Below are 20,395 nucleotides of genomic sequence, written 5' to 3'. Positions count from 1 at the left end.
CGTCGAAGCACCGCCGCTATGACCGACACGCTGGCCGCCATCCTCCTCGGCATCCTCGAGGGCCTGACCGAGTTCCTCCCCGTCTCCTCGACCGGGCACCTGATCCTCGCGACCGAGCTGCTCGGATTCGACCAGGCCGACTGGGAGGTGTTCAACATCGCCATCCAGCCGGCCGCGATCCTCGCCATCGTGGTGCTCTACTGGCGGACCTTCTGGGACGTGGCCAAGGGCCTGTTCGGCCTCGAGCAGGGCGCGCTCGCCTTCGTGCGCAACATCCTCGTCGCCTTCTTCCCGGCGGTGATCCTCGGCCTCGCCTTCGGGGACATCATCGAGACGATGCTCGGCAACGCGGTGCTGGTGTGCTGGACGCTGATCGTGGGCGGGGTCGCGATCCTCGCCATCGAGCGCTGGGCGAACCCGCCCGCGACCGGGCCGGGGGTCGCGGGCGTGCCATTGCGGACCGCGATCCTCGTCGGCCTCGTCCAGTGCCTCGCGATGATCCCGGGGGTGAGCCGCTCGGGCGCGACGATCCTCGGGGCGATGGCCTTCGGGGTCGACCGCAAGACCGCGGCCGAGTTCAGCTTCTTCCTCGCCGTCCCGACCCTCTCGGGGGCGACCGTCTACCAGCTCTACAAGCAGGGCGGGGGGCTGACGGGGCACGATTTCGAGCTGATCGCGATCGGCTCCGCGGTGGGCTTCGTGACCGCGCTGGTGGTGGTGAAGGCCTTCGTCACGATCATCACCCGCGTCGGCTTCGCACCCTTCGCCTGGTACCGCATCATGCTCGGCGCCGCGGGCCTCGCCTGGCTGACCCTCGGATAAGCGTCACATTCGCCGGAACCGCTTGCGGCCCCGCTCATTGGAGGGGGACAGGCTCGCACCATGCGAGCCCTCCCTCCCCGGAGACTTGAAGAAATGGCGTTGCTGGTGCTGATCGTGTTGGGGGCAAGTCTGGGCTGGCTGGCCTCGATCCTCGCGCGGACCGAGGCGCCGGGCGACATCCTGCGCCAGATGGCATTGGGCCTCCTCGTCTCGGTGGTGGCGGGCGAGATCGCCAATGACGGAACGATGATCGGCAGCCTCTCGCTGGTCAGCCTCGGCATAGCGCTTGCCGCGACGGGGGCGGCGCTGGTGCTGTATCACGCCATCGCGCGCCGACTTGTGAGAGCCTAGACCGGCCTCGCCCCGCTGCCGCGCCCGCCGCGCAGGTGATACTCCTGCGTCCCCCGGTGCAGCACGTTGTCGACATCGATCACCGCAGAGTTCGCATAGGTGAAGCCCGCCGGCAGGCTGCGGTAGAGCCGGTCGAAGTCGCGCTCGACCGTCTGGCGGTAGAGATCGGCGAAGCTCTCGATCACGAAATAGGTCGGTTGCAGGTCGCTGATGACGTAGTCGGTGCGCATCACCCGGTCGACGTTGAGCATGATCCGGTTGGGGCTCTCGGCCTCCACCGCGAACCGCGCCTCGGTCGGGCCGGAGAGAATCCCTGCCCCGTAGGCGCGCACGCTTCCCGCCTCCTCGATCAGCCCGAACTCGACCGTGTACCAGTAGAGCGCCCCCAGCGCCTTCAGCCGGTTGTAGCGCATCGCCTTCCACCCGGCGCGGCCATATTCCTGCATGTAGTCGGCATAGGTGGGGTCGGTGAGCATCGGCACGTGACCGAACACGTCGTGGAAGACGTCGGGCTCCTCGATGTAGTCCAGGCACTCGCGCGTGCGGATGAAGTTCCCCGCCGGGAAGCGCCGGTTGGCGAGGTGCCAGAAGAACACGTGGTCGGGAATCAGCATCGGCACCGGCACGACGCTCCACCCGGTGAGCGCGCCGAGCTCCTCCGACAGCGCCCCGAACTCCGGGATGCCCCCGCGCGACAGGTCGAGCTTGTCGAGCCCCGCGAGGAAGGCGCTGCACGCGCGGCCGGGGAGCACCTCCATCTGCCGCGCGAAGAGGTCGTCCCACACCTTGTTGTCCTCGGCCGTGTAGGCGGTCTGCGCGGGCTCGAGCCAGTCCGCGCCGACGTGCGCGGGGCGCGCGAGCGGCGCGGTGAAGACATCCTCCGCCATGTCTGGCAGGGTGGCGAAATCGGGGCGGGGGTCTGCGAGCCTGTCCATATGGTTTCAGTTGATACTATTCTTTTGCGGTGAGGACAAACGCCGATGGGGATGAAGCGCAAGGAATACGAGGCGGCGCTCGAACCGCTGACATTGGAGCTGGTCAGCATGGCGCGCTGGGCGAAGCTGACCGGCGCGCGGATCGTGGTGCTCTTCGAGGGGCGCGACACCGCGGGCAAGGGCGGCGCGATCGGCGCGGTGCGCCATGCCCTCAACCCGCGCCAGTGCCGCACCGTGGCGCTGCCCAGGCCGACCGAGGCGGAGACGAGCCAGTGGTACTTCCAGCGCTACGTCGCGCACCTCCCCGCCGCGGGCGAGATCGTGCTCTTCGACCGCAGCTGGTACAACCGCGCCGGGGTCGAGAAGGTGATGGGCTATGCCAGCGAGGCCGAAGTCGCCGCCTTCCTCAAGGCCGCGCCGAAGTTCGAGAAGCTGCTCGTCGAGGACGGTATCCTGCTCTTCAAGTACTGGCTCGCGGCCGACCAGAGCGAGCAGGAAGCGCGCCTGCGCGAGCGGCTCGAGGACCCGCTGAAGCGCTGGAAGCTGTCGCCGGTCGACCTTGCCGCACGTCACCAGTACGATGCCTACACCAAGGCGCGCGAGGCGATGCTGAAGGCGACCCACACCCGCCACGCGCCCTGGACGCTGGTCGACTTCAACGACCAGCGGCGCGGGCGCCTGACCCTGATCCGCGACCTCCTCTCGCGGGTTCCCGACACGCACGAGGCGCCCGAGGCGATCGACTTCCCCGACTTGGGCCGCGCGCCGGTCAAGGAGAGTTATGGGATGCTGAAGCCGATCAAGGACTTCGAAGTCTAGTCGTCATCGCGAGGAGCGCAGCGACGCGGCGATCCATTGCCCCGGTCCTGCCCTCGCGAGCGCCGGCCATGGATTGCTTCGTCAGGTCGAGCAGGTTCGACCTTCCTCGCAATGACGAAGGTTCAGACCCCCGCGCTCGCCTGCGTCACCTGCCGGCCGTCCTCGGCGAAGGCGGCGAGGTCGTAACCCGCCTCGCCATTGCGCATGACGAGGTGCAGCGGCTCGCCGGCGATGGCAGGCGAGAGGCCGCGGAAGGCGAAGCTCCGCAAGCGGTTCTCGCCGAGTTCGCGCGCTGCCAGTTGCAGCAGCAGGCTCGCGATCAGCGGGCCATGCACCACGAGGCCGCGGTAGCGCTCGACCTCGCGGGCGTAGGGCGCGTCGTAGTGGATGCGGTGGGTGTTGAAGGTCAGCGCCGAGTAGCGGAACAGCAGCCGCGCGTCGGGAACGAGGGTGCGGTGCGCCTCCCAGCTATCGGGCGAGAAGCTCGCCTCGGTTAAGGGGGGCGGAGACAGCGCCAGACCCCCGCCAGCCGCCTCCCGGTAGACGATAGACTGGGTCTCGACCACCGCCAGCGTGCCATCGGCGAATGTTTCACGTGCAACATCGACGAAGGCGAGCGGCCCGGTCGAGCCCTGCTTCTCGGATATCGCGGCGATGCGGCTGACCTGCTCGATCACCGCGCCGATGGCGATGGGGGCGTGGAAGGCGATCTTGCTCGAGGCCCACATCCGGCGCGGCAGCGGGAAAGGCGGGAGGAAGCTCCGGGGTGTATCGTCCCGCGCCGGATGCCCGTCCTCCCCCAGCGCCGCCGAGGGCGCCTCGGGGGTGCACAGCGCGAAGTGGATGCCCTGCGGCATGACCGGCGGATGGGGGCGCGGCAAGTCGAAGGTGGCGAGCCAGCGGTGGGCCAGCCCCTCGTCGAGGCGGTCCCTGGCGCGCGCCTCACGCCCGATCCACGCCTCGAAGCTCATGCGGCCAGCTCGAACACCGCGGCGATGCCCTGACCGCCGCCGATGCACATGGTTTCAAGGCCGTAGCGCACCCCGCGCCGGTGCATCTCGTGCGCCATGTCGGCAAGGATCCGCCCTCCCGTAGCTCCGATGGGGTGGCCGAGCGAGATGCCCGAGCCGTTGACGTTGAGGATCTCGCGGCGCGAATCGTCCTCGGACCAGCCCCACCCCTTGAGCACTGCGAGCACCTGCGGCGCGAAGGCCTCGTTGAGTTCGACGAGCCCGATATCGTCCCAGCTGTAGCCCCGGCGCGCGAAGAGACGCTCGACAGCGGGGACCGGGCCGATCCCCATGCGCGCCGGGTCGCAGCCCGCCGCCGCCCAGCCGCCGAACCACAGCATCGGGGTGAGGCCGAGCGCCTCGAGCTTGTCCTCGGCAACCACCAGGCAGGCCGCCGCCGCGTCGTTCTGCTGGCTGGCATTGCCTGCCGTTACAATAGCTTGCGGGTCGCGGCGGAGGTCGATGGGGGCGAGCCTGCCGAGGGTCTCCGTGCTGGCGTCGGCGCGGTAGCCCTCGTCGTGGTCGAAGATGATCGCGTCGCCCTTCCGCTGCGGGATCGCGACCGGGACGAGCTGCTCGGCGAACTTGCCCTCGGCCCAGGCGCGCGCGGCGTTCTGGTGCGAACGGACCGCGAATTCGTCGGCCTGTTCGCGGGTGATGCCGTAATCCTTGGCGAGATTCTCCGCCGTCTCGATCATCCCGGTGATGACCCCGAAGCGCTCGACCGGCTGGCTCATCACCCGGCCCCGCGAGAGGCGGTCGTGGAGCACCATGTCGCCCATCCGCACGCCCCCGCGCGCGGCGAGGGTGTAGTGCTCGACGTTCGACATCGATTCGACCCCGCCCGCGACCACCACGTCGGCCATGCCGGTCTCGACCATCATCGCCGCGGTCGCGACCGCCTGCACCCCCGATCCGCAGCGCCGGTCGAGCTGGAAGCCCGGCACCTCGATGGGCAGACCCGCTGCCAGCCAGCTCCAGTGGCCGATCGCGGGCGCCTCGCCATTGCCGTAGCCCTGCGAGAAGACGACGTCGTCGACTTGGCTCGGGTCGATGCCGCTGCGCTCGATCAGCGCCTTGAGGATCACCGCGCCAAGCTCGCCCGCATTGAGGCTGGCGAGACCGCCCTGGAACTTGCCCACCGGGGTGCGCAGGGGGGTGCAGATGGCGGCGCGTCTGGTCATTATCTCTACTCTCCATTCGGTTCGAGCGCAGTCGAGAACCGTTCGTGCTGATGTGTCTCGAGTTCTGCCTTCGGCAGTGCTTCGCAACCGCTCGACACGAACGGGTGTGGTGTCACTTGTCGCTCAGCGCCACCGTCCCCGCGTCGACCAGCCTGCCGATCGCGCCCGAGGACAGCCCGAGCTTCTCCGCCAGCACCTCCTCGGAATGCTCGCCGAGACAGGGCGCGGGCCGGGGGTCGCCCGCCGCGCGGCCCGGCAGGTTCGCGAAGCTTCGGGTGGCAGGATATTCGAACCCGCTCGGGTTGGCAGGCGAGGGGCCGAACAGCGGGTTCTCCGCGACCAGCACCGGGTCGTTCGCCGCCTCGTAGGCGGTGCGGTAGCGCTCGAAGGTGCAGGCCTCGGCGGCCATGCGCGCTTCGAGCTCGGCGTAGTCCATGCCGTCCGCCGCCTGCTGGAACAGGTCGAACAGCGCGCGGCGATGGGTGAAGCGCGGGGTGTCGCCATCGGCGAAGCGCACACCGTGCCGGGCCTCGAGCGCGGCGATGCCGTCCGCGACCCCGAAGGCCTTCACCAGCCCCGACCACTGCTTGGGCGTCAGCGCGGCGACCATGAACCTCACCCCGTCCCTGCTGCGGAAATCCCGCCCGAAGGCGCCCCAGATCGCATTGCCGAGCCGCTCGCGGTCACCGCCGCGGTAGAGCACCTCGGCCATGAGTCCGGCGTTGGCCATCGTCCCGATCGCGACGTCGCCCAGCGGCAGGCGCACTTCGCTGCCCTCGCCCGTGCGGTCGCGGTGGCGCAGCGCGGCGAGCATCGCGAAGGCGCCGTAGGCCCCGGTGATGAAGTCCCACGCGGGGAGCACCTGGTTGACCGGCGGGGCGGTGGCCGGGTCCCACTCCTCCGGCCCGCACATCAGCGGGTAACCCGAGGCGGCGTTCACCGTGAAGTCCATCGCCTGCCGCCCGTCGTGCCAGCCCATGATCCTGAGGCTCACCATGTCGGCGCGCTTCGCCTGCATCGCGGCGTGGCTGAGGAAGCTGTGCTCGGGCAGGTTGGTGATGCACTGGCCGACCGTGCTCGCCAACTCGACCAGCAGCTCGCGCCCCTCGGGGGATTGCAGGTCGAGCGCCACCGACTTCTTGGCGCGGTTCAAGTTCTCCCACGAGAGCGAGCGCCCCTCGCGGGTGAGCATGTAGCGGTTGTAATCGAGCCCGCCCGCCTTGTGGTCGACGCGGATCACCTCCGCGCCCATCTGCGCGCAATAGAGCCCCGCGGTGGGCGAGGCGACGAAGCTCGAGACTTCGACGATGGAGAGGTCATTGAGAAGTTGATACATCTTACGCGTTGGCCGCCCACTCGCGCAGCATGTGCTTGGCGATCTGGAGCTGGAGGATCTGCGTCGTGCCCTCGTAGATGCGGTAGATGCGCGCGTCGCGGAAGAAGCGCTCGGCGTCGTATTCGGCGAGGTAGCCCGCGCCGCCGTAAATCTGCACCACGCGGTCGACCACCCGGCCGCACATCTCGGACGCGAAGACCTTGAAGGCGGCGGCCTTGACGAGGATGTTCTCGCCCCGGTCGGCGCGGGCGGTCACGTCCTTCATCATGCTCTCTGCGGCATAGATCTCGATCTCGCTGTCGGCGAGCATCTGCTGGATCAGCTGGAAGTTGGCGATCGGCTCGCCGAAGGCCTTGCGCTCGTTGGCATAGCGCAGCGCCGAATCGAGCGCCCGGCGGGCATAGCCGGTCGCCGCCGCGCCGACCGAAATGCGCCCGTTGTCGAGGCTCTTCATCGCGAAGACAAAGCCCTTGCCGGTCTCTCCGCCGAGCAGCGCGTCACCCGGCACCCGCACGTCGTCGAGCATGATGTCGGAGATGTGCGAGCCCGACTGGCCCATCTTCTTGTCCGGCGAGCCGCGCGAGACGCCGGGCGAGTCCATCGGCACGAGGAAGGCGCTGACGTGTGCGTTCTTGGGCAGCGCCTCCTTGGCTGTCCGCGCCATGATGAGGGCCACATCGGCATGGGGGGCGTTGGTGATGTAGCGCTTGGTGCCGTTGAGGATCCAGCCGTTGCCTTCGGGATCGGGCACGGCGGTGGTCTGGAGCCCGGCGGAATCGCTCCCCGAGCCCGGCTCGGTGAGGCCGAAGCAGGCGATCTTCCCTTCCGCGATCTTCGGATACCACTCGGCCTTCTGGCCCTCGGTCGCCCCGTTCTTGAGCGCGCTCGCGAACATCCCGACGTTGATCGAGAAGATCGAGCGATAGGCGGGCGCGGCATAGGCCATGATGTTCACGACGCGGGCGTATTGCGTCATGTTGAGCCCCGCGCCGCCGTACTCCTCGGGCACGGAGAGGCCGAACAGCCCCATCTCGCGCATCTCGTTCAGGATCTCCTCGGGGATGCGGTCGTCGGCGATCACCTGGGCTTCCGCGGGGATCAGCCGCTCGCGGACATAGCGGGTGAGCTGCTCGGCGAACTGCTCGAAGGTTTCCTCGTCCATCCCGGCGTTGTGCGGGGCGGAGAGCGTGGCGGGGGCGTTCATCGTCGTAATCCTTGATAGGGAGAAGGCGCGGCGCCCGGGCGGCCTAGGGCTGCGCGGGCGCGGTGTCGCCTGTCATTTCGGCGGGCGCAGCCGAGGGAGCGGCGCTCGGCGCGTCGGTGGGGATCGCCTCGGGCGGGAGCTTGCGCTCGTCGAGCATCGAGGCGGCGTCCTCGAGCGCCCTGGCCTCGCCCGGGCTGACCTCGCCGGGCGCGCTCGCCCGCTCGCTGCCGCAGGCGGCGAGGGCGCAGGCGAGCGCGAGCGCGGCGGCAAGGGTCGGGCGCAGCGGCACGCGGCAGCGGCTCACTCGGCCGGAGCCGGGCTTTCCTCGGCTGCGGCGGCTGCAGCGGCAGCGACATTCGCGGCGGCATCGGCCGTCTCGGTGGTGGTCGCCTCGGGCGCGGCGGTGTCGGTGGCGGTCGCCGTCGGATCGGCGACCGGCGCGTCGGTGACCGGCGCGAGCGCGCTGTCGGCGGGCATCTCGACGGTGTCGGCGCTCGCCTCGGTCGAGGCGTCATCGGCGCTGCCGCAGCCGGCGAGCATCAGCACGGGGGCCGCCAGCACGACGAGGGTCTTGAGGCTACGCATATCGGGTCTCTCCTCTCAGGGGTGGGGGCGGAGCCTCGCCGGCTCCGTCTGCTTGCCCAGCGGTTTAGCCAAGCCCGGCCCCCGACGCCAAGTGCCAAATGGGCACACCCCCTTCGCATCCGATGGTTACCGGGGCCGCACATGATATCATCGCCCCATGCCCAAGATCGTCCCCCGCGCGTTCGCCCTTGCCGTCGCGCTCGCCCTGCCGCTCGCCGTCGTCCAGGCGCAGCCCGTGCCCGACGCCTTCACGATTGCCGAGACGGGGCAGAGGTTCGCGACCCTCCAGGAGGCGGTGAACGCGGTCGGCAATGCCCGCGCCACGATCCGCATCGCGCCGGGCACTTACCGCCAGTGCGCGGTGCAGGAGCAGGGGGTGATCATCTACGAGGCGGCCGAGCCCGGCAGCGTGACCTTCATGGCGCGCGCCTGCGAGGGCAAGGCGGCCTTCGTCCTGCGCGGGATCGGCGCCGAGATTCGCGGAATCACCTTCAGCAACATCAAGGTGCCCGACGGCAACGGGGCGGGCATCCGGCTCGAGAAGGGGGCGCTCAACGTCGCCCATGCGCGCTTCCAGAACAGCGAGCAGGGCATCCTCACCGCCGACGACCCGTCGAGCCGCATCTTCATCATCCGCTCGACCTTCTCGGGGCTCGGCACCTGCGAGAACTCGGCCGGCTGCGCGCATTCGATCTACATCGGCAACTACGGCTCGCTGACCGTGCGCGAGAGCCGCTTCGAGCGCGGCATGGGCGGGCACTACGTCAAGGCGCGGAGCGCCGAGGTGGTGATCGAGGGCAACAGCTTCGACGACGCGAACGGCCGCGCGACCAACTACATGATCGACCTGCCCGCGGGAAGCATCGGCCGGATCGCGGGCAACTGGTTCGTCCAGGGCGCCGACAAGGAGAACCACTCGGCCTTCATCGCGCTGGGCGCGGAGGACCTGCTGCACTCCTCGGACGGCCTCAGGGTCGAGAACAACGAGGCCCGCTTCGTCCCCGGCCTCACCCGCAGCAGCGTGTTCCTCGCCGACTGGACCGCCTCGCGGGTGGTGATGCAGGGCAACCGCATCGCGGCGGGGATCAAGCAGTACGAGACGCGCTGAGGCTGGCGGCCTGCCGGAGAGGCGGGCCGGATGTCCGGTCGCGGGGATGCCGGCCTGCTGCGCTGGTGTCGGCAAGTGGGTGGTTTCCGGACGCTCCCTCATGCCCACCCCGCTGCGACTAAGCGCACCTACGGCGCGCTAAGTCTCGCTCCCCTCCCGCCTGCGGGAGGGGCTGGGGGTGGGCCCGTGCGATGTCCGCTCCGGGGTCGCTTCCAGACTGGCAGGTTCTCGCGCTCCGGCCACGAATGCGGACTTTTCCGTCTCCGTTTCCTACGTCAGATGTCGCTGATAGCCTTGCTGCCGGTTCCTTCTCATCGTTCTGCCCGGCCTGCGAGGCCGGTGAGTGACCGAGGCGTGATTTCGCGCCGCACCACGCTGTCCGTCCGCTTGGCGGGAGGCGAATTATCATCTTGTAATTTGGTCTGAATGCCCGCTCGCGCATAGCGGACAGGGTGTCCGCTTTGTCCGGGGCGACGAAGAGAAGTCGATCGCTTCGAGGCCGGTGGCCGAGACGGTCCTCAGATCAGCAGGTGCCCCGAGCGGTCGCGCTTCGTCGCCAGATAGCGCGCGTTGTGGGGGTTCTCGGGGAGCTGGTGCGGGACCCGCTCGCTCACGGTAATCCCCGCCGCCTCGAGCGCGCGCACCTTGGCGGGGTTGTTGGTGAGGAGGCGGATGGTCGTCGACCCCAGCAGCGCGAGCATCCGCGCCGCCACCGGGAAGTCGCGCGCCTCGTCGGGGAGGCCGAGGCGCTGGTTGGCCTCGACCGTGTCGAAGCCCTGGTCCTGGAGGCGATAGGCGCGCAGCTTGTTGACGAGGCCGATCCCGCGCCCCTCCTGCCGCATGTAGAGGAGCACGCCCCATCCGCCGCTATCGCGCGCCTCGGCAGCCATCGCGTGGAGCGCGGCGTCGAGTTGCGGGCCGCAGTCGCACTTGAGGCTGCCGAGGATATCGCCGGTGAGGCATTCGGAATGGAGCCTCACGAGCGGCTGGCGGTCGCCCGACTGCCTGCCGATGACGAGCGCGACATGCTCGCGCAGGTCGGCGTTGGAGCGGAAGGCGACGATCTCGGCGTCCTCGCAGGCGGCGACGGGAAGGCGCGCGCGGGTGACGATCCGCAACTGACCGGCATCGGCATAGGCGGCGAGGTCGTCGCTGGAGATCGGCACTGCCTCGCCCGCTTCGACGGGATCGACGAGGAAGGCCGGAAGGATGCCCGCGATCCGCGCCAGTTCGAGCGCGGCGGCGGCGGTCTCGGCCCAGTCGCAAGGCACCGCCTTGAACGGGCCCTTGAGCGGATTGCCGAGGTCGAGCGCCGGATCGGCGATCGGCAGGGCGTCGCGCAGGGTAAAGTCCTCGCCCCCGGCGATGAGGACCGGCGCGTGCGGGACGGCGGCCTCGCGCTGGTTCGCCAGCTTCAGGGTGGCGGCGCGCGCGGCGGAGATCAGCATCTGCGGCGCACTCGCCCCTTGCGCGATGGCGGTCTCGACCGGGAGCAGCGTGGGTCCGCCCGCGAAGGCCAGCGGCCAGCCGTGGCGCAAGCCGTCGACCGCCTGCGCGGCGCGGCGGGCGGGAGAGGGGCCCGAATTCAGAGGTCGAGCTCCGTGATCAGCGGGACGTGGTCCGAGGGCTGGTCCCACGCGCGCGCCTCCTCCAGCACGCGGTGCCCGGTCGCCTGCTTCGCCAGTTCGGGCGAGGCCCACATGTGGTCGAGCCGGCGGCCCTTGTCGTTCTCCTTCCACCCCGGATTGCGATAGCTCCACCAGGAATAGTAGCGCCCCGGATGCGGCACGTGCTCGCGGCCGATGTCGACCCAGCCGTGCGCGTCGCGGAACCTGCCCAGCGTCTCGACCTCGATCGGCGTGTGGCTGACGACCTTGAGGAGCTGCTTGTGGCTCCACACGTCGCTTTCGAGCGGGGCGATGTTGAAGTCGCCGACGATCAGCGTGGGGCGGTCGAGCGTGTCGGCCCACTTCGTCATCCTGCCGAGGAAATCGAGCTTCTGGCCGAACTTGGGGTTCACTTCGCGGTCGGGCACGTCGCCGCCGGCGGGGACGTAGACGTTCTCGACGACGAGGTCCTTGCCGATCACCTCGACCCCGATGTGCCGCGCCTCGCCATTGTCCTGCCAGTCGTGGCGGGCGAGCTCGCGGATCGGCACGCGGCTGACGGTGGCGACGCCGTGGTAGCCCTTCTGCCCGCTCACCGCCTGGTGGACGTAGCCGAGGTTCGCCAGCGCCTCGGCGGGGAAGAGGTGGCTCTCGCACTTGATCTCCTGGAGGCACAGGATGTCGGGCGAGGCCTCGGTGAGGAGCTTCTCGATCAGCCCGACGCGCAGGCGCGCGGAGTTGATGTTCCAGGTGGCGACGGTGAGCATGGGGCGGGACTTAGGGTAGCCGGCCCCCGTCCTCAAGTAGCGAAGCGATAGGACAGCAAGGACTCTCCAGCTTTCACTTTCATGTCGCATGAGCGCGCGATAGAGCCGGGCGACTGCTTGGGAGAGACCCGCCATGACCCGCACGATCCTCGCCGCCCTGCTGCTCGCCAGCACCGCCGCCGCCCCCGCGCTCGCCAAGGAGAAGCGCCCCCCGGCCGAGCCGAAAGCGAAGAACGTCATCCTGTTCATCGGCGACGGCATGGGCATCTCGACCATCACCGCGGCGCGCATCTACGAGGGCCAGAAGCGCGGGGAGACGGGCGAGGAGAACCAGCTCAGCTTCGAGAAATTCCCGCAGGTCGCGCTGGTCAAGACCTACAACACCAACGCCCAGGTGCCCGACAGCGCGGGGACGGCCTCCGCGATCAACACCGGGGTGAAGACCCGCATCGGCGTGCTCGGGATCGGTCCCGAGGCGACGCGCGGCGTGTGCAGCGAGGCGCTCGCGCACCAGCTGCCGACGATGGGCGAGGAGGCGAAGAAGCGCGGGCTCGCGGTCGGGATCGTCACCACCACGCGCATCACCCACGCCACCCCCGCCGCCGTCTACGCCCACATCGCCGACCGCGACTGGGAGAGTGACACCAACATCCCGGCCGCCCAGCAGGGCCAGGGCTGCAAGGACATCGCGCTCCAGCTCGCCGAGGCGCAGTTCGACGTTGCGCTGGGTGGCGGGACGGGGATGTTCTACGGCAAGAACGGCGGCGGACGGCGCGCCGATCCGGCGGCGGATCTTCCCGCCGCGTGGGCGGCGCGGACCGGCGGCGTGGTCGTCAAGGACGCCGCCTCCCTCGCCGCCGCGCCCAAGAACCGGCCGGTGCTCGGGCTCTTCAACCCGAGCCATCTCGGCTACATGGCCGACCCCAAGCGCAACCCCGCCGAACCGACCCTCACCGACATGACCGCGCAGGCGATCGAGCGGCTCAAGGGCGACCGGGACGGCTACTACCTGATGGTCGAGGGCGGGCGGATCGACCATGCGCATCACGAGGGCCGCGCGGGCTATGCGCTCGAGGAGGCGGTCGAATTCGCGAAGGCCGTGCAATACGCGGTCGACCACACCGATCCGAAGGAGACGCTGATTCTCGTCACCGCCGATCACAGCCACGTCTTCACGATCGCGGGCTACCCGGTGCGCGGCAACCCGATCCTCGGGCTGGTCGTCCCCCCGCCGGGCGGCGGCGACGGCGACCACGCGGGGGCCCTGAAGGAGGGCGACCCGACTCCGGCGCTCGACGGCAAGCCCTACACGACGCTCGGCTATGCCAACGGCCCCGGCGCGGTGAAGGGCGAGCGGCCTGTGCCCGAGACCGGTCTCGAGGCGCGGCAGCAATCGCTCGTCCCGACCGGCGCGGAGACGCACGGCGGCGAGGATGTCGCGCTCTTCGCCACCGGCCCGGGTGCCGCGCGCGCGCACGGGGTGATCGAGCAGAACATGATCTACACGATCATGACCGAGGCGCTCGGCTGGAAGAAGTGAGGGCAAAGCTGGCGCGGGCACTCTGATTCGGTCGCGCAGCGACCGCAAGGCCGAACGGCCGCCCGACCTTATGCGAGGACAGCCAAGCGGCCCGGATGGGCCGCGCCCGGCGCTTGAGGGCCAAACAAGCAAACAAGAAACAAAAAACCCTCGACCCGGGGGCGGTGGGTCGAGGGTTCCATGGAGCGTTCGTCACGCTTGTACAAGGCCGGCCCTTTCGAAGGGTGGGCAACAGGGGGGAAACCTCCCTTCGGCCCGCCTTGTTCACACTGGATAGCCCAGCGCGCCTTTCGGCCAGATGAACGCAAACCTTTTTCTGTCGCTTTCCTACAACCGCTGATCCGCGACCCGTTCACCCCGGGCGACGGGCCGTGCGGCGCGGATCCTTGAAGGTGAAGGCGCTGTCGGCGACCGCGACGCCGTATTTTTGGTTCGAGAGCTGGACCCGGGTGCGGTTGTTCTGCGCATCGAGCGCGACCCAATGGGTGAGCTGCAATCCTCCCGGCGCGGCGGCGTTCTTCACGAAGATCAGCGTGATCATCCCGAATTCGGGCTTCTTGGGATCGCGCACCTCGACGCTCAGCACATTGGGGTCGCTGGTCTTCACCAGCTTGCCGAAGCGCTTCACGTCCTTGTCCGGATCGAACAGCGCGCCCAGCGGCGAGTTGCCGATCGGCCAGCGCTCGACCTGGGCGACCTCGTAATCGATCACGTAGAGCGACTTGCCGTTCGAGACGACGAGAAAGTTCGCGTCCTTGCCGTAGTCGAAGCGGATCTTGCCGGGGCGCTTCAAGGTCATCGTCCCGCGCAGGGTGCGGCCCTGGCGGTCGGTCTGGGTGAAGTCCGCCTTCATCGTCGAGATCGCTCGCAGCGCGCCGACCACGCGGTCGAGCTCGCCCGCTTGGGCGGTGCTCTGGGCGGCCGCGGGCGGGGTCAGCGAGACGGAATTTCCGGGGGCAAGGCCGAGCGCGAGCGCGCCGGCTCCGAGGCCCAGCACCAGGGTGCGGGCGGGGGAGATGTGCTTGATCATGCCGACGCGCCTAGGGCCGAGGGCTTGAACTGTCGATGAATTATCGTGCCGGGCCGCCCGTCGGGGGCGCCTCGCGCCGAGCCGATCTTACTTGATCTTGGCTTCCTTGAACTCGACGTGCTTGCGCGCGACGGGGTCATACTTGCGGAAGCTCATCTTCTCGGTGATGTTGCGCGGGTTCTTCTTGGTCACGTAGAAGAAGCCGGTGCCCTCGCTCGAGACGAGGCGGATCTTGACGGTGGTGGGCTTCGCCATGGCGGTTTCCTGTCAACTGGGTCGGCCCACGGATGCGTTGTAGCGGGCGTCAAAAAACAAACGCGGCGCGCCCGGACTTGCCGGCACACCGCACACGGGCGCGCCTCTCGCCGATTCACGGGGAAAAGTCAAGGCGGCTCACCAGTCCCCCGCGCGAGGCTTGCCGCGGTTCGCCTTGACGGTGCCGCGCGCCTTCTTGACCTTGAGGCGCTCGGTCTTGCCGACCCGGTTGAGGCGGGTCTTGGCGCGCCGCTTGGGCTCGGTCTGGGCCTCCTCGAGCAGGGCGGAGAGCTTGTCGCGCGCATCCTGGCGGTTCGCCTCCTGCGTGCGGTGGGCTTTCGAGGTGACGATCAGGTCGCCGTTCCCCGCGAGCTTCCCGCCCGCGAGTTTCCTCAGCCGCGCGAACACCGGCGGGGCGAGGCGCAGGGCAAAGATGTTGACCCTCAGCTCGACCTCGGTCGCGACCTTGTTCGCGTTCTGCCCGCCCGGCCCCGAGCCCGCGAGAAAGCTCTCGCTGGCGAGCCGCAGGGCGCGGGAGGTCAGCGGTTCGGGCGCATCCTCATCCATCGTTCGCCCCGAATGCGACGAAGTCTGCCGGCAGCGGAGCGCGCGCCTCGATGGCGGTCTTGCCGGGGCGGGCGACGGTGAGACTCTCGGCATGGAGCATCGTCCGCCGGGCGCCCTGGGCCGGCCCCGCGCCATAGACCGGATCGCCGAGCAGCGGCGCCCCCAGCCCCTTGAGCGCGTGGACCCGCAACTGGTGCGTCCGCCCGGTCTCGGGGCGGAAGCGGATCAGGCTGTGCGGGCCCAGCTCCTCCACCAGCTCCCAGTGCGAGACAGCGGGCTTGCCCTTCTTCGCCGCGATCATCCGCCAGCCCTTCTCGGCCGAGCTGATCTTGGCGAGTGCGAGCGCGATCGTCCCCGAGGTCCCCGGCGGACGCCCGGCGAGGATCGCGAGATAGGTCTTGCCCACCAGCCGCTCCTCGAAGGCGCGGTTGAAGCGGGCGAGCGCCTTGGGGTTGCGCGCGAGCAGGAGGCAGCCGGAGGTGTCGGTGTCGAGCCGGTGCACCGCGACCGGCGGGCGCTGGAAGCCGAGCTTCAGCCGCTCGAGGTGATCCTCCAGGCTTGCCCCGCCCTTGCGCGGGCGGTCGACCGGCAGGCCCGCGGGCTTGTCGATGACCAGCGCCTCGCCGTCTTCGTAGAGGATGGGGGGGATCACACCAGCACCGCACGCACCAGCCCGCGCACCGCGTTGCCGAGCCAGAAGCCCTGCGCCAGATCGTCGAGCGTCAGCTCCGCCTCGCGCGCTCTCCCCTGCGCGATCAAGCTCCCGCGCAGCACGCCGGGGAGCAGACCGAGGCTCACCGGCGGGGTGAGCAGCACGCCGTCCGGGCCTTGGGCGAAGAGGTTGGTGTAGCTCCCCTCGGTGATCAGCCCGTCGGCGCGCACCAGCAGCGCTTCTTCTGCCCCGAGCGTTCGCGCCGCCGCCGCGGCCTCCTCGTAGAAGCCGCGGTCGGAGGTCTTGTGGGCGAGCCGCCAGTCGGACGGGTCGAGCGGATGGGGCAGCGCCGCCACGCGCAAGGGCTCGCTGGCGGGCGCGGGGAGCGGCGCGGTTTCGAGCGCGCTCGCCCCGCTGCGCGCCACCAGCAGGCGCACCTTGGCGGGCGCGTCGAGCTCGAAGCACAGCGCCTGGATCTGGTTCCTGAGCGCGTGGCGATCGAAGGCGAAGCCGAGCGCCGCCGCGCTCGCCTTCATCCGGGCAAGGTGCTCCTCGAGCAGCGCAATCCCGGCCTCGGGCTCGAAGCGCATCGTCTCGATGAGGTCGCATTGCGGCGCCGTCAGCCCCGGCGCCGCGCGGCGCAGGAAGCCGGCCTTGACCTCGCACTCGCGGCGTTCCGCCATCGGCTCGCTGTCGGCGACGATCGCCGAGCCGATCCCGAGCACCGCGGTCCCCTGTCCGTTCTCGACGGGGGTGAGGCGCAGGGTGCGGATCGCGACGTTGAAGGCCGCGTTGCCTTCCGCGTCGATCCGGCCGATCGCGCCGCAATAGGGCCCGCGCGCGTCGCGTTCGATCTCGGCGAGGAGCTCCATCGCCCGGATCTTCGGCGCGCCGGTGATCGAGCCGCAGGGGAACAGCGCGCGCACCAGCTCCATCGCGCCCTGCCCCTCGGCAAGGCGGGCGCGCACCGTCGAGACCATCTGGTGCACGGTCGGATAGCTCTCGACCGCGAAGGGCGCATCGACATGGACGCTGCCGGGCTCGGCGACGCGTGACAGGTCGTTCCTCATCAGGTCGACGATCATCAGGTTCTCGGCGCGGTCCTTGACCGAGGTCGCGAGCTCCTCGGCCCACGCGCGATCCACCGCGGGATCGGCGGCACGGGGACGCGTGCCCTTCATCGGCTTGACCTTGGCCTCGCGCCCGGAGAGCGCGACGAACAGCTCGGGCGAGAAGCTCAGGAGCCAGTGCGCCCCGTCGAAGATCAGCCCGCCATAGCCCGCCCGCGCCCCGTCGCGCAGGGCGGCGTAGAGCCCGACCGGATCGCCGCGGAACGAGCCGGCGAGCGGATAGGTGAGGTTCGCCTGGTAGATGTCGCCGGCGTGGATCGCCTCGCGCAGGGCAGCGAAGGCGACCGCGTAGCCGCCGGGCGAGAGCTGCGGCTCCATCGGGCCCAGCGTGCCCGCACCCCCGGCCCTGTCGGCGAGCCAGCCCGGCACCTCGGCGGCGGCGATCCGGCGCGGGGCATCGAACAACCCGAGCCACACCAGCGGACCGGCCGCGCCGCTGCGCCCCGCCGCGAGGCCCGCCAGCTTCGGCTCGAGCGCCAGCCCCGCCTCGTAGGCGATCGTCCCCGCGAGCGATCCACCCTCGGCCCGCCGCGCCGCCTCGGCCGCCGCGAGCGCCCCCTCGACCTCCTCCGGCCGGTGCGCGACGAACAGCGCGCGCGGGGCCTCGTAGAGCAGCGCATCGGCCGCCCCATCCCCGGCGCGGGCATCATCGAGCAGGACGAACGGCGCTGACACTCCCATGCGCGCCAGCCTTGGCCAAAAACCGCGCCGCTGTCGAGAACTTGACCGCCGTGCGCCCGCCCTGCACATCTCGCGCAGTGTTCGAAAGAGGGGTGCAGGTGATGGCCGAGGGCGCGGGCGAGATCTTCCTGGGGCTGGGCGCGGACGGCTCGCGGCAGGCGCTGCTGCTCTCGCGCGCCAATCGCCACGGACTGATCGCAGGCGCGACCGGGACCGGGAAAACCGTGACCTTGCAAGGCATTGCCGAGAGCTTCTCGGCCGCCGGCGTCCCCGTCTTCGTCGCCGACGTGAAGGGCGACCTGTCGGGCATCGCCATGCCCGGCTCGCCGACCTTCAAGCACGCCGACAAGCTCGAGGCGCGGGCGAAGGAGCTCGGCGTCACCGACTATGCCTATCGCGACAATCCGGTGATCTTCTGGGATCTTTACGGCGAACAGGGCCACCCGATCCGCACCACCGTCTCGGAGATGGGCCCGCTGCTGCTGTCGCGCCTGCTCGACCTCAACGAGACGCAGGAGGGGGTGCTCCAGATCGTCTTCCGCCATGCCGACGAGAACGGGCTGCTGCTGCTGGACTTCGCCGACCTCGCCGCGCTGCTCGCCTGGGCGAACGAGAATTCCGCCGAATTGTCAGGCAAGTACGGCAACGTCACCAAGCCCTCGGTGGGCTCGATCCAGCGCCAGCTCCTCTCCTTTGAGGCGCAGGGAGCGGACCATTTCTTCGGCGAGCCGGCCCTCGAGATCGACGATTTCCTGCGGGTCGACGAGCAGGGCCGCGGGATCGTCAACGTGCTCGCCGCCGACCGGCTGATGCGCAGCCCCAAGCTCTACGCCACCTTCCTCCTGTGGCTTTTGGCGGAACTCTTTGAAACCCTTCCCGAGGTCGGCGACCCGGAAAAGCCGCGGCTGGTGTTCTTCTTCGACGAGGCGCACCTGCTCTTCGACGAGGCCCCGGACGCACTCATGGACACCATCGAGCAGGTCGTCCGGCTGATCCGCTCGAAGGGCGTCGGGGTCTACTTCATCACCCAGAACCCCATCGACATCCCGGAGAAGGTCGCCGGCCAGCTCGGCAACAGGGTGCAGCACTCCCTCAGGGCCTTCACCCCGCGCGACCAGCGGGCGATCAAGGCGGCGGCGGAGACCTTCCGGGTCAATCCGAAGCTCGACATCGAGACCGCGATCACCGAGCTCAGGGTCGGGGAGGCGCTTGTCTCGACCCTCGACGAGGAGGGGGCGCCGACGGTGGTCGAGCGGACGCTGATCGTCCCCCCGCGCTCGCGGCTGGGGCCGGTGGATGCCAAGGAACGCGCGATAATCCAGTCGGTCAGCCCGCTCGCCGGCAAGTACGACACGCGCGTCGACCGGGAGAGCGCCGCCGAGGTGCTCGCCGCCAAGGCCGCCGATGCCGCCGCCACCGCCGAGGAGGTCGCGGCCGACGGCGAGGAGGCGGTCCGCGGGCAGGCGAGGAAGAGCCCGAATCTGTGGGGCAAGGCCTTGACGACAGGGGCGAAAGTCGCGCTCGGCGGGGCGGCGGGGATGGCCGCCTCCAAGGTCCTCGGCAAGAAGAGCCGGGCCAACCCGATCGCCTCGGGAGTGACCTCGGCGGCCGGCTCGATCGCGACCGACCTGGCCGGGCCGATCGTCGGGCGGTTCGTGCGCAACCTGATCGGCGGGCTGATGCGCTGATGCCTCGGGCGGCGATGTCTCCGCTTCGCAGAGATTCGCCTCCACGTGAAACATCGCGAACGCGGGGGTCTGAAGGGGGGCTACCCGGGTCTGGAGGGGGTCTGGAGGGGGTCTGGAGGGGTCTGGCGCGGGTTTGGGCCGCGCGTGAAGTGCGGGCTTGGCGAGGCTGCTTATCGGCACCTGCGTGTGCCCGGGCATGACGGCAAGCGCCCACCCCCGGCCCCTCCCGCGAGCGGGAGGGGAGAAGAAGGGGGCGCCCTCAGCGCGGCCTGTGCTGCGTGCCTTCCCCGGCGGTGATGAAGATCGCGGTCGCGCTCCCGGACACGTCGGCGGTGTGCCAGATGCCGGGCGGGTTGATCGCGTATTCGCCGGCGGCGAGCGGGGTCTTCACCAGCTCTCCCCCGGGGAACTCCTGCACCAGCACGAGCGAACCCGCGGTGCAGATCACCACCTCGTCGCCCGCGGGGTGCATCTCCCAGGAGTCCCAGTTTGTCGTGAAGGTGTATTGCGAGACCAGCCGCCCTTCCGCGCCGTCGTCGCCGTGGCGCGCGCCGTAGCCTGCGTACCATTCCATCCCGGAGAAGGGCGGCTGCTCGACCGCCCTTGCCCCGAGGCCGAGATGGATGAAGCGCTCCTCGAGCCGGGCCGCGCTCACGACCCTTGACCCGCCTGCTCGCCGCCCGCGGGCGCGACCATGCAATAGGCGTTCAATTTGTTGCCGTCCGGATCGCGGAAATAGCCCGCGTAGAAGCCCTCGTCGCCGCGCGGTCCCGGAGGGCCCTCGCAGGTGCCGCCGTGGGCGAGCGCGGTTTCGTGGATCGCGTGGACCTTCTCCGGCGCATCGACCTCGAGCGCGACCATCACCCCGTTGCCGACGCTCGCCGCCTGCCCGTCGAAGGGCACGGTCGCCGCGATGCCGGGCGCGCCGCCGAACTGCCCCCACGCGATGAAGGTCTCGAACTCCATCATCCGCCCGAGCCCGAAATGCGCGGCGACGGCGTCATAGAACACCGCCGCGCGCGGCAGGTCGTTGGTGCCGAGGGTGACGTAGCCGATCATGATGTTCCTCCCTTGTGAGCGAATCGCTGTTGGAGAACATTACAGGAACATCGGGGTTCCAACAA

General features: G+C 69.9%; 22 protein-coding genes. 6 read left to right on the top strand and 16 right to left on the bottom strand.

Translation table 11 applies throughout. The features are described 5' to 3' along the window. Nucleotides 1-18: 18 nt before the first annotated feature. Together ACLBKU_RS05095 and ACLBKU_RS05090 are read left to right on the top strand one after the other, a co-directional pair. A complete protein-coding gene (locus ACLBKU_RS05095) occupies nucleotides 19-822 on the top strand; it encodes an undecaprenyl-diphosphate phosphatase (protein WP_410178451.1) in 804 nt (267 codons plus the stop codon). Nucleotides 823-915: 93 nt separating this feature from the next. Beyond that, nucleotides 916-1,173 carry a hypothetical protein gene (locus ACLBKU_RS05090; RefSeq protein ID WP_410178450.1) on the top strand — a complete coding sequence of 86 codons (258 nt, stop codon included), beginning with the start codon at nucleotides 916-918 and terminating at the stop codon, nucleotides 1,171-1,173. Here the strand turns inward: ACLBKU_RS05090 and phhA are convergent. Further along, entirely contained in the window at nucleotides 1,170-2,108 is a 939-nt protein-coding gene (phhA, locus tag ACLBKU_RS05085) for a phenylalanine 4-monooxygenase (protein ID WP_410178449.1), read from the bottom strand. The two genes, ACLBKU_RS05090 and phhA, sit on opposite strands and share 4 nt — an antisense overlap. 45 nt (nucleotides 2,109-2,153) lie before the next feature. Here phhA and ppk2 point away from each other — a divergent pair, with 45 nt between their 5' ends. After that, nucleotides 2,154-2,927 carry a polyphosphate kinase 2 gene (gene ppk2 / locus ACLBKU_RS05080; protein ID WP_410178448.1) on the top strand — a complete coding sequence of 258 codons (774 nt, stop codon included), beginning with the start codon at nucleotides 2,154-2,156 and terminating at the stop codon, nucleotides 2,925-2,927. 122 nt (nucleotides 2,928-3,049) lie between these two features. On the opposite strand, the gene ACLBKU_RS05075 is transcribed toward ppk2, so the two are convergent. The 6 genes from ACLBKU_RS05075 to ACLBKU_RS05050 all read right to left on the bottom strand — a co-directional run bounded on the left by ACLBKU_RS05075 (nucleotide 3,050) and on the right by ACLBKU_RS05050 (nucleotide 8,246). Beyond that, nucleotides 3,050-3,898, bottom strand: coding sequence for a MaoC family dehydratase N-terminal domain-containing protein (locus tag ACLBKU_RS05075; RefSeq protein ID WP_410178447.1), 849 nt, complete (start codon nucleotides 3,896-3,898; stop codon nucleotides 3,050-3,052). Further along, the gene (locus ACLBKU_RS05070) at nucleotides 3,895-5,121 is read right to left on the bottom strand and encodes an acetyl-CoA C-acetyltransferase (protein ID WP_410178446.1); all 1,227 of its coding nucleotides are present in this window, start codon (nucleotides 5,119-5,121) and stop codon (nucleotides 3,895-3,897) included. Before ACLBKU_RS05070 ends, ACLBKU_RS05075 begins: the two co-directional genes overlap by 4 nt. Before the next feature lie 112 nt (nucleotides 5,122-5,233). Then, nucleotides 5,234-6,457 carry a CoA transferase gene (locus ACLBKU_RS05065; protein ID WP_410178445.1) on the bottom strand — a complete coding sequence of 408 codons (1,224 nt, stop codon included), beginning with the start codon at nucleotides 6,455-6,457 and terminating at the stop codon, nucleotides 5,234-5,236. 1 nt (nucleotide 6,458) lies between these two features. Further along, nucleotides 6,459-7,661: an acyl-CoA dehydrogenase family protein gene (locus tag ACLBKU_RS05060; RefSeq protein ID WP_410178444.1), complete on the bottom strand. Its 1,203-nt coding sequence runs from the start codon at nucleotides 7,659-7,661 to the stop codon at nucleotides 6,459-6,461. Nucleotides 7,662-7,704: 43 nt separating this feature from the next. After that, a complete protein-coding gene (locus ACLBKU_RS05055) occupies nucleotides 7,705-7,965 on the bottom strand; it encodes a hypothetical protein (RefSeq protein WP_410178443.1) in 261 nt (86 codons plus the stop codon). Beyond that, nucleotides 7,962-8,246: a hypothetical protein gene (locus ACLBKU_RS05050; protein WP_410178442.1), complete on the bottom strand. Its 285-nt coding sequence runs from the start codon at nucleotides 8,244-8,246 to the stop codon at nucleotides 7,962-7,964. Before ACLBKU_RS05050 ends, ACLBKU_RS05055 begins: the two co-directional genes overlap by 4 nt. A gap of 157 nt (nucleotides 8,247-8,403) precedes the next feature. Between ACLBKU_RS05050 and ACLBKU_RS05045 the strand changes: the two genes are divergently transcribed. Next, a complete protein-coding gene (locus tag ACLBKU_RS05045; RefSeq protein WP_410178441.1) occupies nucleotides 8,404-9,354 on the top strand; it encodes a right-handed parallel beta-helix repeat-containing protein in 951 nt (316 codons plus the stop codon). Nucleotides 9,355-9,872: 518 nt separating this feature from the next. On the opposite strand, the gene ribA is transcribed toward ACLBKU_RS05045, so the two are convergent. Both ribA and ACLBKU_RS05035 read right to left on the bottom strand, forming a co-directional pair. Continuing rightward, a complete protein-coding gene (gene ribA / locus ACLBKU_RS05040; RefSeq protein WP_410178440.1) occupies nucleotides 9,873-10,892 on the bottom strand; it encodes a GTP cyclohydrolase II in 1,020 nt (339 codons plus the stop codon). Nucleotides 10,893-10,939: 47 nt separating this feature from the next. Then, nucleotides 10,940-11,728, bottom strand: a complete 789-nt coding sequence (locus ACLBKU_RS05035) for an exodeoxyribonuclease III (RefSeq protein ID WP_410178439.1) — start codon at nucleotides 11,726-11,728, stop codon at nucleotides 10,940-10,942. Between the two features lie 133 nt (nucleotides 11,729-11,861). Between ACLBKU_RS05035 and ACLBKU_RS05030 the strand changes: the two genes are divergently transcribed. Further along, nucleotides 11,862-13,268, top strand: coding sequence for an alkaline phosphatase (locus ACLBKU_RS05030; protein WP_410178438.1), 1,407 nt, complete (start codon nucleotides 11,862-11,864; stop codon nucleotides 13,266-13,268). A 352-nt stretch (nucleotides 13,269-13,620) separates the two neighbouring features. Here ACLBKU_RS05030 and ACLBKU_RS05025 read toward each other — a convergent pair whose 3' ends face one another. The 5 genes from ACLBKU_RS05025 to pabB all read right to left on the bottom strand — a co-directional run bounded on the left by ACLBKU_RS05025 (nucleotide 13,621) and on the right by pabB (nucleotide 17,583). Next, complete coding sequence (locus ACLBKU_RS05025; RefSeq protein WP_410178437.1) at nucleotides 13,621-14,298, bottom strand: LolA family protein; 678 nt, start codon at nucleotides 14,296-14,298, stop codon at nucleotides 13,621-13,623. An 87-nt stretch (nucleotides 14,299-14,385) separates the two neighbouring features. Then, complete coding sequence (gene rpmG, locus ACLBKU_RS05020) at nucleotides 14,386-14,553, bottom strand: 50S ribosomal protein L33 (protein WP_017664380.1); 168 nt, start codon at nucleotides 14,551-14,553, stop codon at nucleotides 14,386-14,388. 138 nt (nucleotides 14,554-14,691) lie between these two features. Further along, entirely contained in the window at nucleotides 14,692-15,120 is a 429-nt protein-coding gene (gene arfB, locus ACLBKU_RS05015; RefSeq protein WP_410178436.1) for an alternative ribosome rescue aminoacyl-tRNA hydrolase ArfB, read from the bottom strand. Beyond that, a complete protein-coding gene (locus ACLBKU_RS05010; RefSeq protein WP_410178435.1) occupies nucleotides 15,113-15,772 on the bottom strand; it encodes an RluA family pseudouridine synthase in 660 nt (219 codons plus the stop codon). Before ACLBKU_RS05010 ends, arfB begins: the two co-directional genes overlap by 8 nt. Then, nucleotides 15,769-17,583, bottom strand: a complete 1,815-nt coding sequence (gene pabB / locus ACLBKU_RS05005) for an aminodeoxychorismate synthase component I (protein ID WP_410178434.1) — start codon at nucleotides 17,581-17,583, stop codon at nucleotides 15,769-15,771. Before pabB ends, ACLBKU_RS05010 begins: the two co-directional genes overlap by 4 nt. A 101-nt stretch (nucleotides 17,584-17,684) precedes the next feature. On the opposite strand from pabB, the gene ACLBKU_RS05000 reads away from it, so the two are divergent. Further along, nucleotides 17,685-19,271 (top strand): helicase HerA-like domain-containing protein, encoded by a 1,587-nt coding sequence (locus ACLBKU_RS05000; protein WP_410178995.1) that lies wholly within the window; start codon nucleotides 17,685-17,687, stop codon nucleotides 19,269-19,271. A gap of 259 nt (nucleotides 19,272-19,530) precedes the next feature. Here the strand turns inward: ACLBKU_RS05000 and ACLBKU_RS04995 are convergent, their stop codons facing one another. Further along, nucleotides 19,531-19,926, bottom strand: coding sequence for a cupin (locus tag ACLBKU_RS04995; RefSeq protein ID WP_410178433.1), 396 nt, complete (start codon nucleotides 19,924-19,926; stop codon nucleotides 19,531-19,533). Further along, nucleotides 19,923-20,330, bottom strand: coding sequence for a VOC family protein (locus tag ACLBKU_RS04990; RefSeq protein ID WP_410178432.1), 408 nt, complete (start codon nucleotides 20,328-20,330; stop codon nucleotides 19,923-19,925). Before ACLBKU_RS04990 ends, ACLBKU_RS04995 begins: the two co-directional genes overlap by 4 nt. Between the last annotated feature and the right edge of the window lie 65 nt (nucleotides 20,331-20,395).

It is taken from the genome of Erythrobacter sp. NE805, assembly GCF_046452355.1.
GTDB lineage: Bacteria > Pseudomonadota > Alphaproteobacteria > Sphingomonadales > Sphingomonadaceae > Erythrobacter.
Note: the sequence above shows the minus strand (reverse complement) of the source record. Positions and strands in the feature narration are given on the sequence as shown.

Bases quoted from the DNA above. Each gene is read 5' to 3' on its own strand.
- ACLBKU_RS05095 (WP_410178451.1), top strand. From the start codon at position 19: ATGACCGACACGCTGGCCGCCATCCTCCTCGGCATCCTCGAGGGCCTG.
- ACLBKU_RS05090 (WP_410178450.1), top strand. From the start codon at position 916: ATGGCGTTGCTGGTGCTGATCGTGTTGGGGGCAAGTCTGGGCTGGCTG.
- phhA (WP_410178449.1), bottom strand. From the start codon at position 2,108: ATGGACAGGCTCGCAGACCCCCGCCCCGATTTCGCCACCCTGCCAGAC.
- ppk2 (WP_410178448.1), top strand. From the start codon at position 2,154: ATGGGGATGAAGCGCAAGGAATACGAGGCGGCGCTCGAACCGCTGACA.
- ACLBKU_RS05075 (WP_410178447.1), bottom strand. From the start codon at position 3,898: ATGAGCTTCGAGGCGTGGATCGGGCGTGAGGCGCGCGCCAGGGACCGC.
- ACLBKU_RS05070 (WP_410178446.1), bottom strand. From the start codon at position 5,121: ATGACCAGACGCGCCGCCATCTGCACCCCCCTGCGCACCCCGGTGGGC.
- ACLBKU_RS05065 (WP_410178445.1), bottom strand. From the start codon at position 6,457: ATGTATCAACTTCTCAATGACCTCTCCATCGTCGAAGTCTCGAGCTTC.
- ACLBKU_RS05060 (WP_410178444.1), bottom strand. From the start codon at position 7,661: ATGAACGCCCCCGCCACGCTCTCCGCCCCGCACAACGCCGGGATGGAC.
- ACLBKU_RS05050 (WP_410178442.1), bottom strand. From the start codon at position 8,246: ATGCGTAGCCTCAAGACCCTCGTCGTGCTGGCGGCCCCCGTGCTGATG.
- ACLBKU_RS05045 (WP_410178441.1), top strand. From the start codon at position 8,404: ATGCCCAAGATCGTCCCCCGCGCGTTCGCCCTTGCCGTCGCGCTCGCC.
- ACLBKU_RS05035 (WP_410178439.1), bottom strand. From the start codon at position 11,728: ATGCTCACCGTCGCCACCTGGAACATCAACTCCGCGCGCCTGCGCGTC.
- ACLBKU_RS05030 (WP_410178438.1), top strand. From the start codon at position 11,862: ATGACCCGCACGATCCTCGCCGCCCTGCTGCTCGCCAGCACCGCCGCC.
- ACLBKU_RS05025 (WP_410178437.1), bottom strand. From the start codon at position 14,298: ATGATCAAGCACATCTCCCCCGCCCGCACCCTGGTGCTGGGCCTCGGA.
- rpmG (WP_017664380.1), bottom strand. From the start codon at position 14,553: ATGGCGAAGCCCACCACCGTCAAGATCCGCCTCGTCTCGAGCGAGGGC.
- arfB (WP_410178436.1), bottom strand. From the start codon at position 15,120: ATGGATGAGGATGCGCCCGAACCGCTGACCTCCCGCGCCCTGCGGCTC.
- pabB (WP_410178434.1), bottom strand. From the start codon at position 17,583: ATGGGAGTGTCAGCGCCGTTCGTCCTGCTCGATGATGCCCGCGCCGGG.
- ACLBKU_RS05000 (WP_410178995.1), top strand. From the start codon at position 17,685: ATGGCCGAGGGCGCGGGCGAGATCTTCCTGGGGCTGGGCGCGGACGGC.
- ACLBKU_RS04990 (WP_410178432.1), bottom strand. From the start codon at position 20,330: ATGATCGGCTACGTCACCCTCGGCACCAACGACCTGCCGCGCGCGGCG.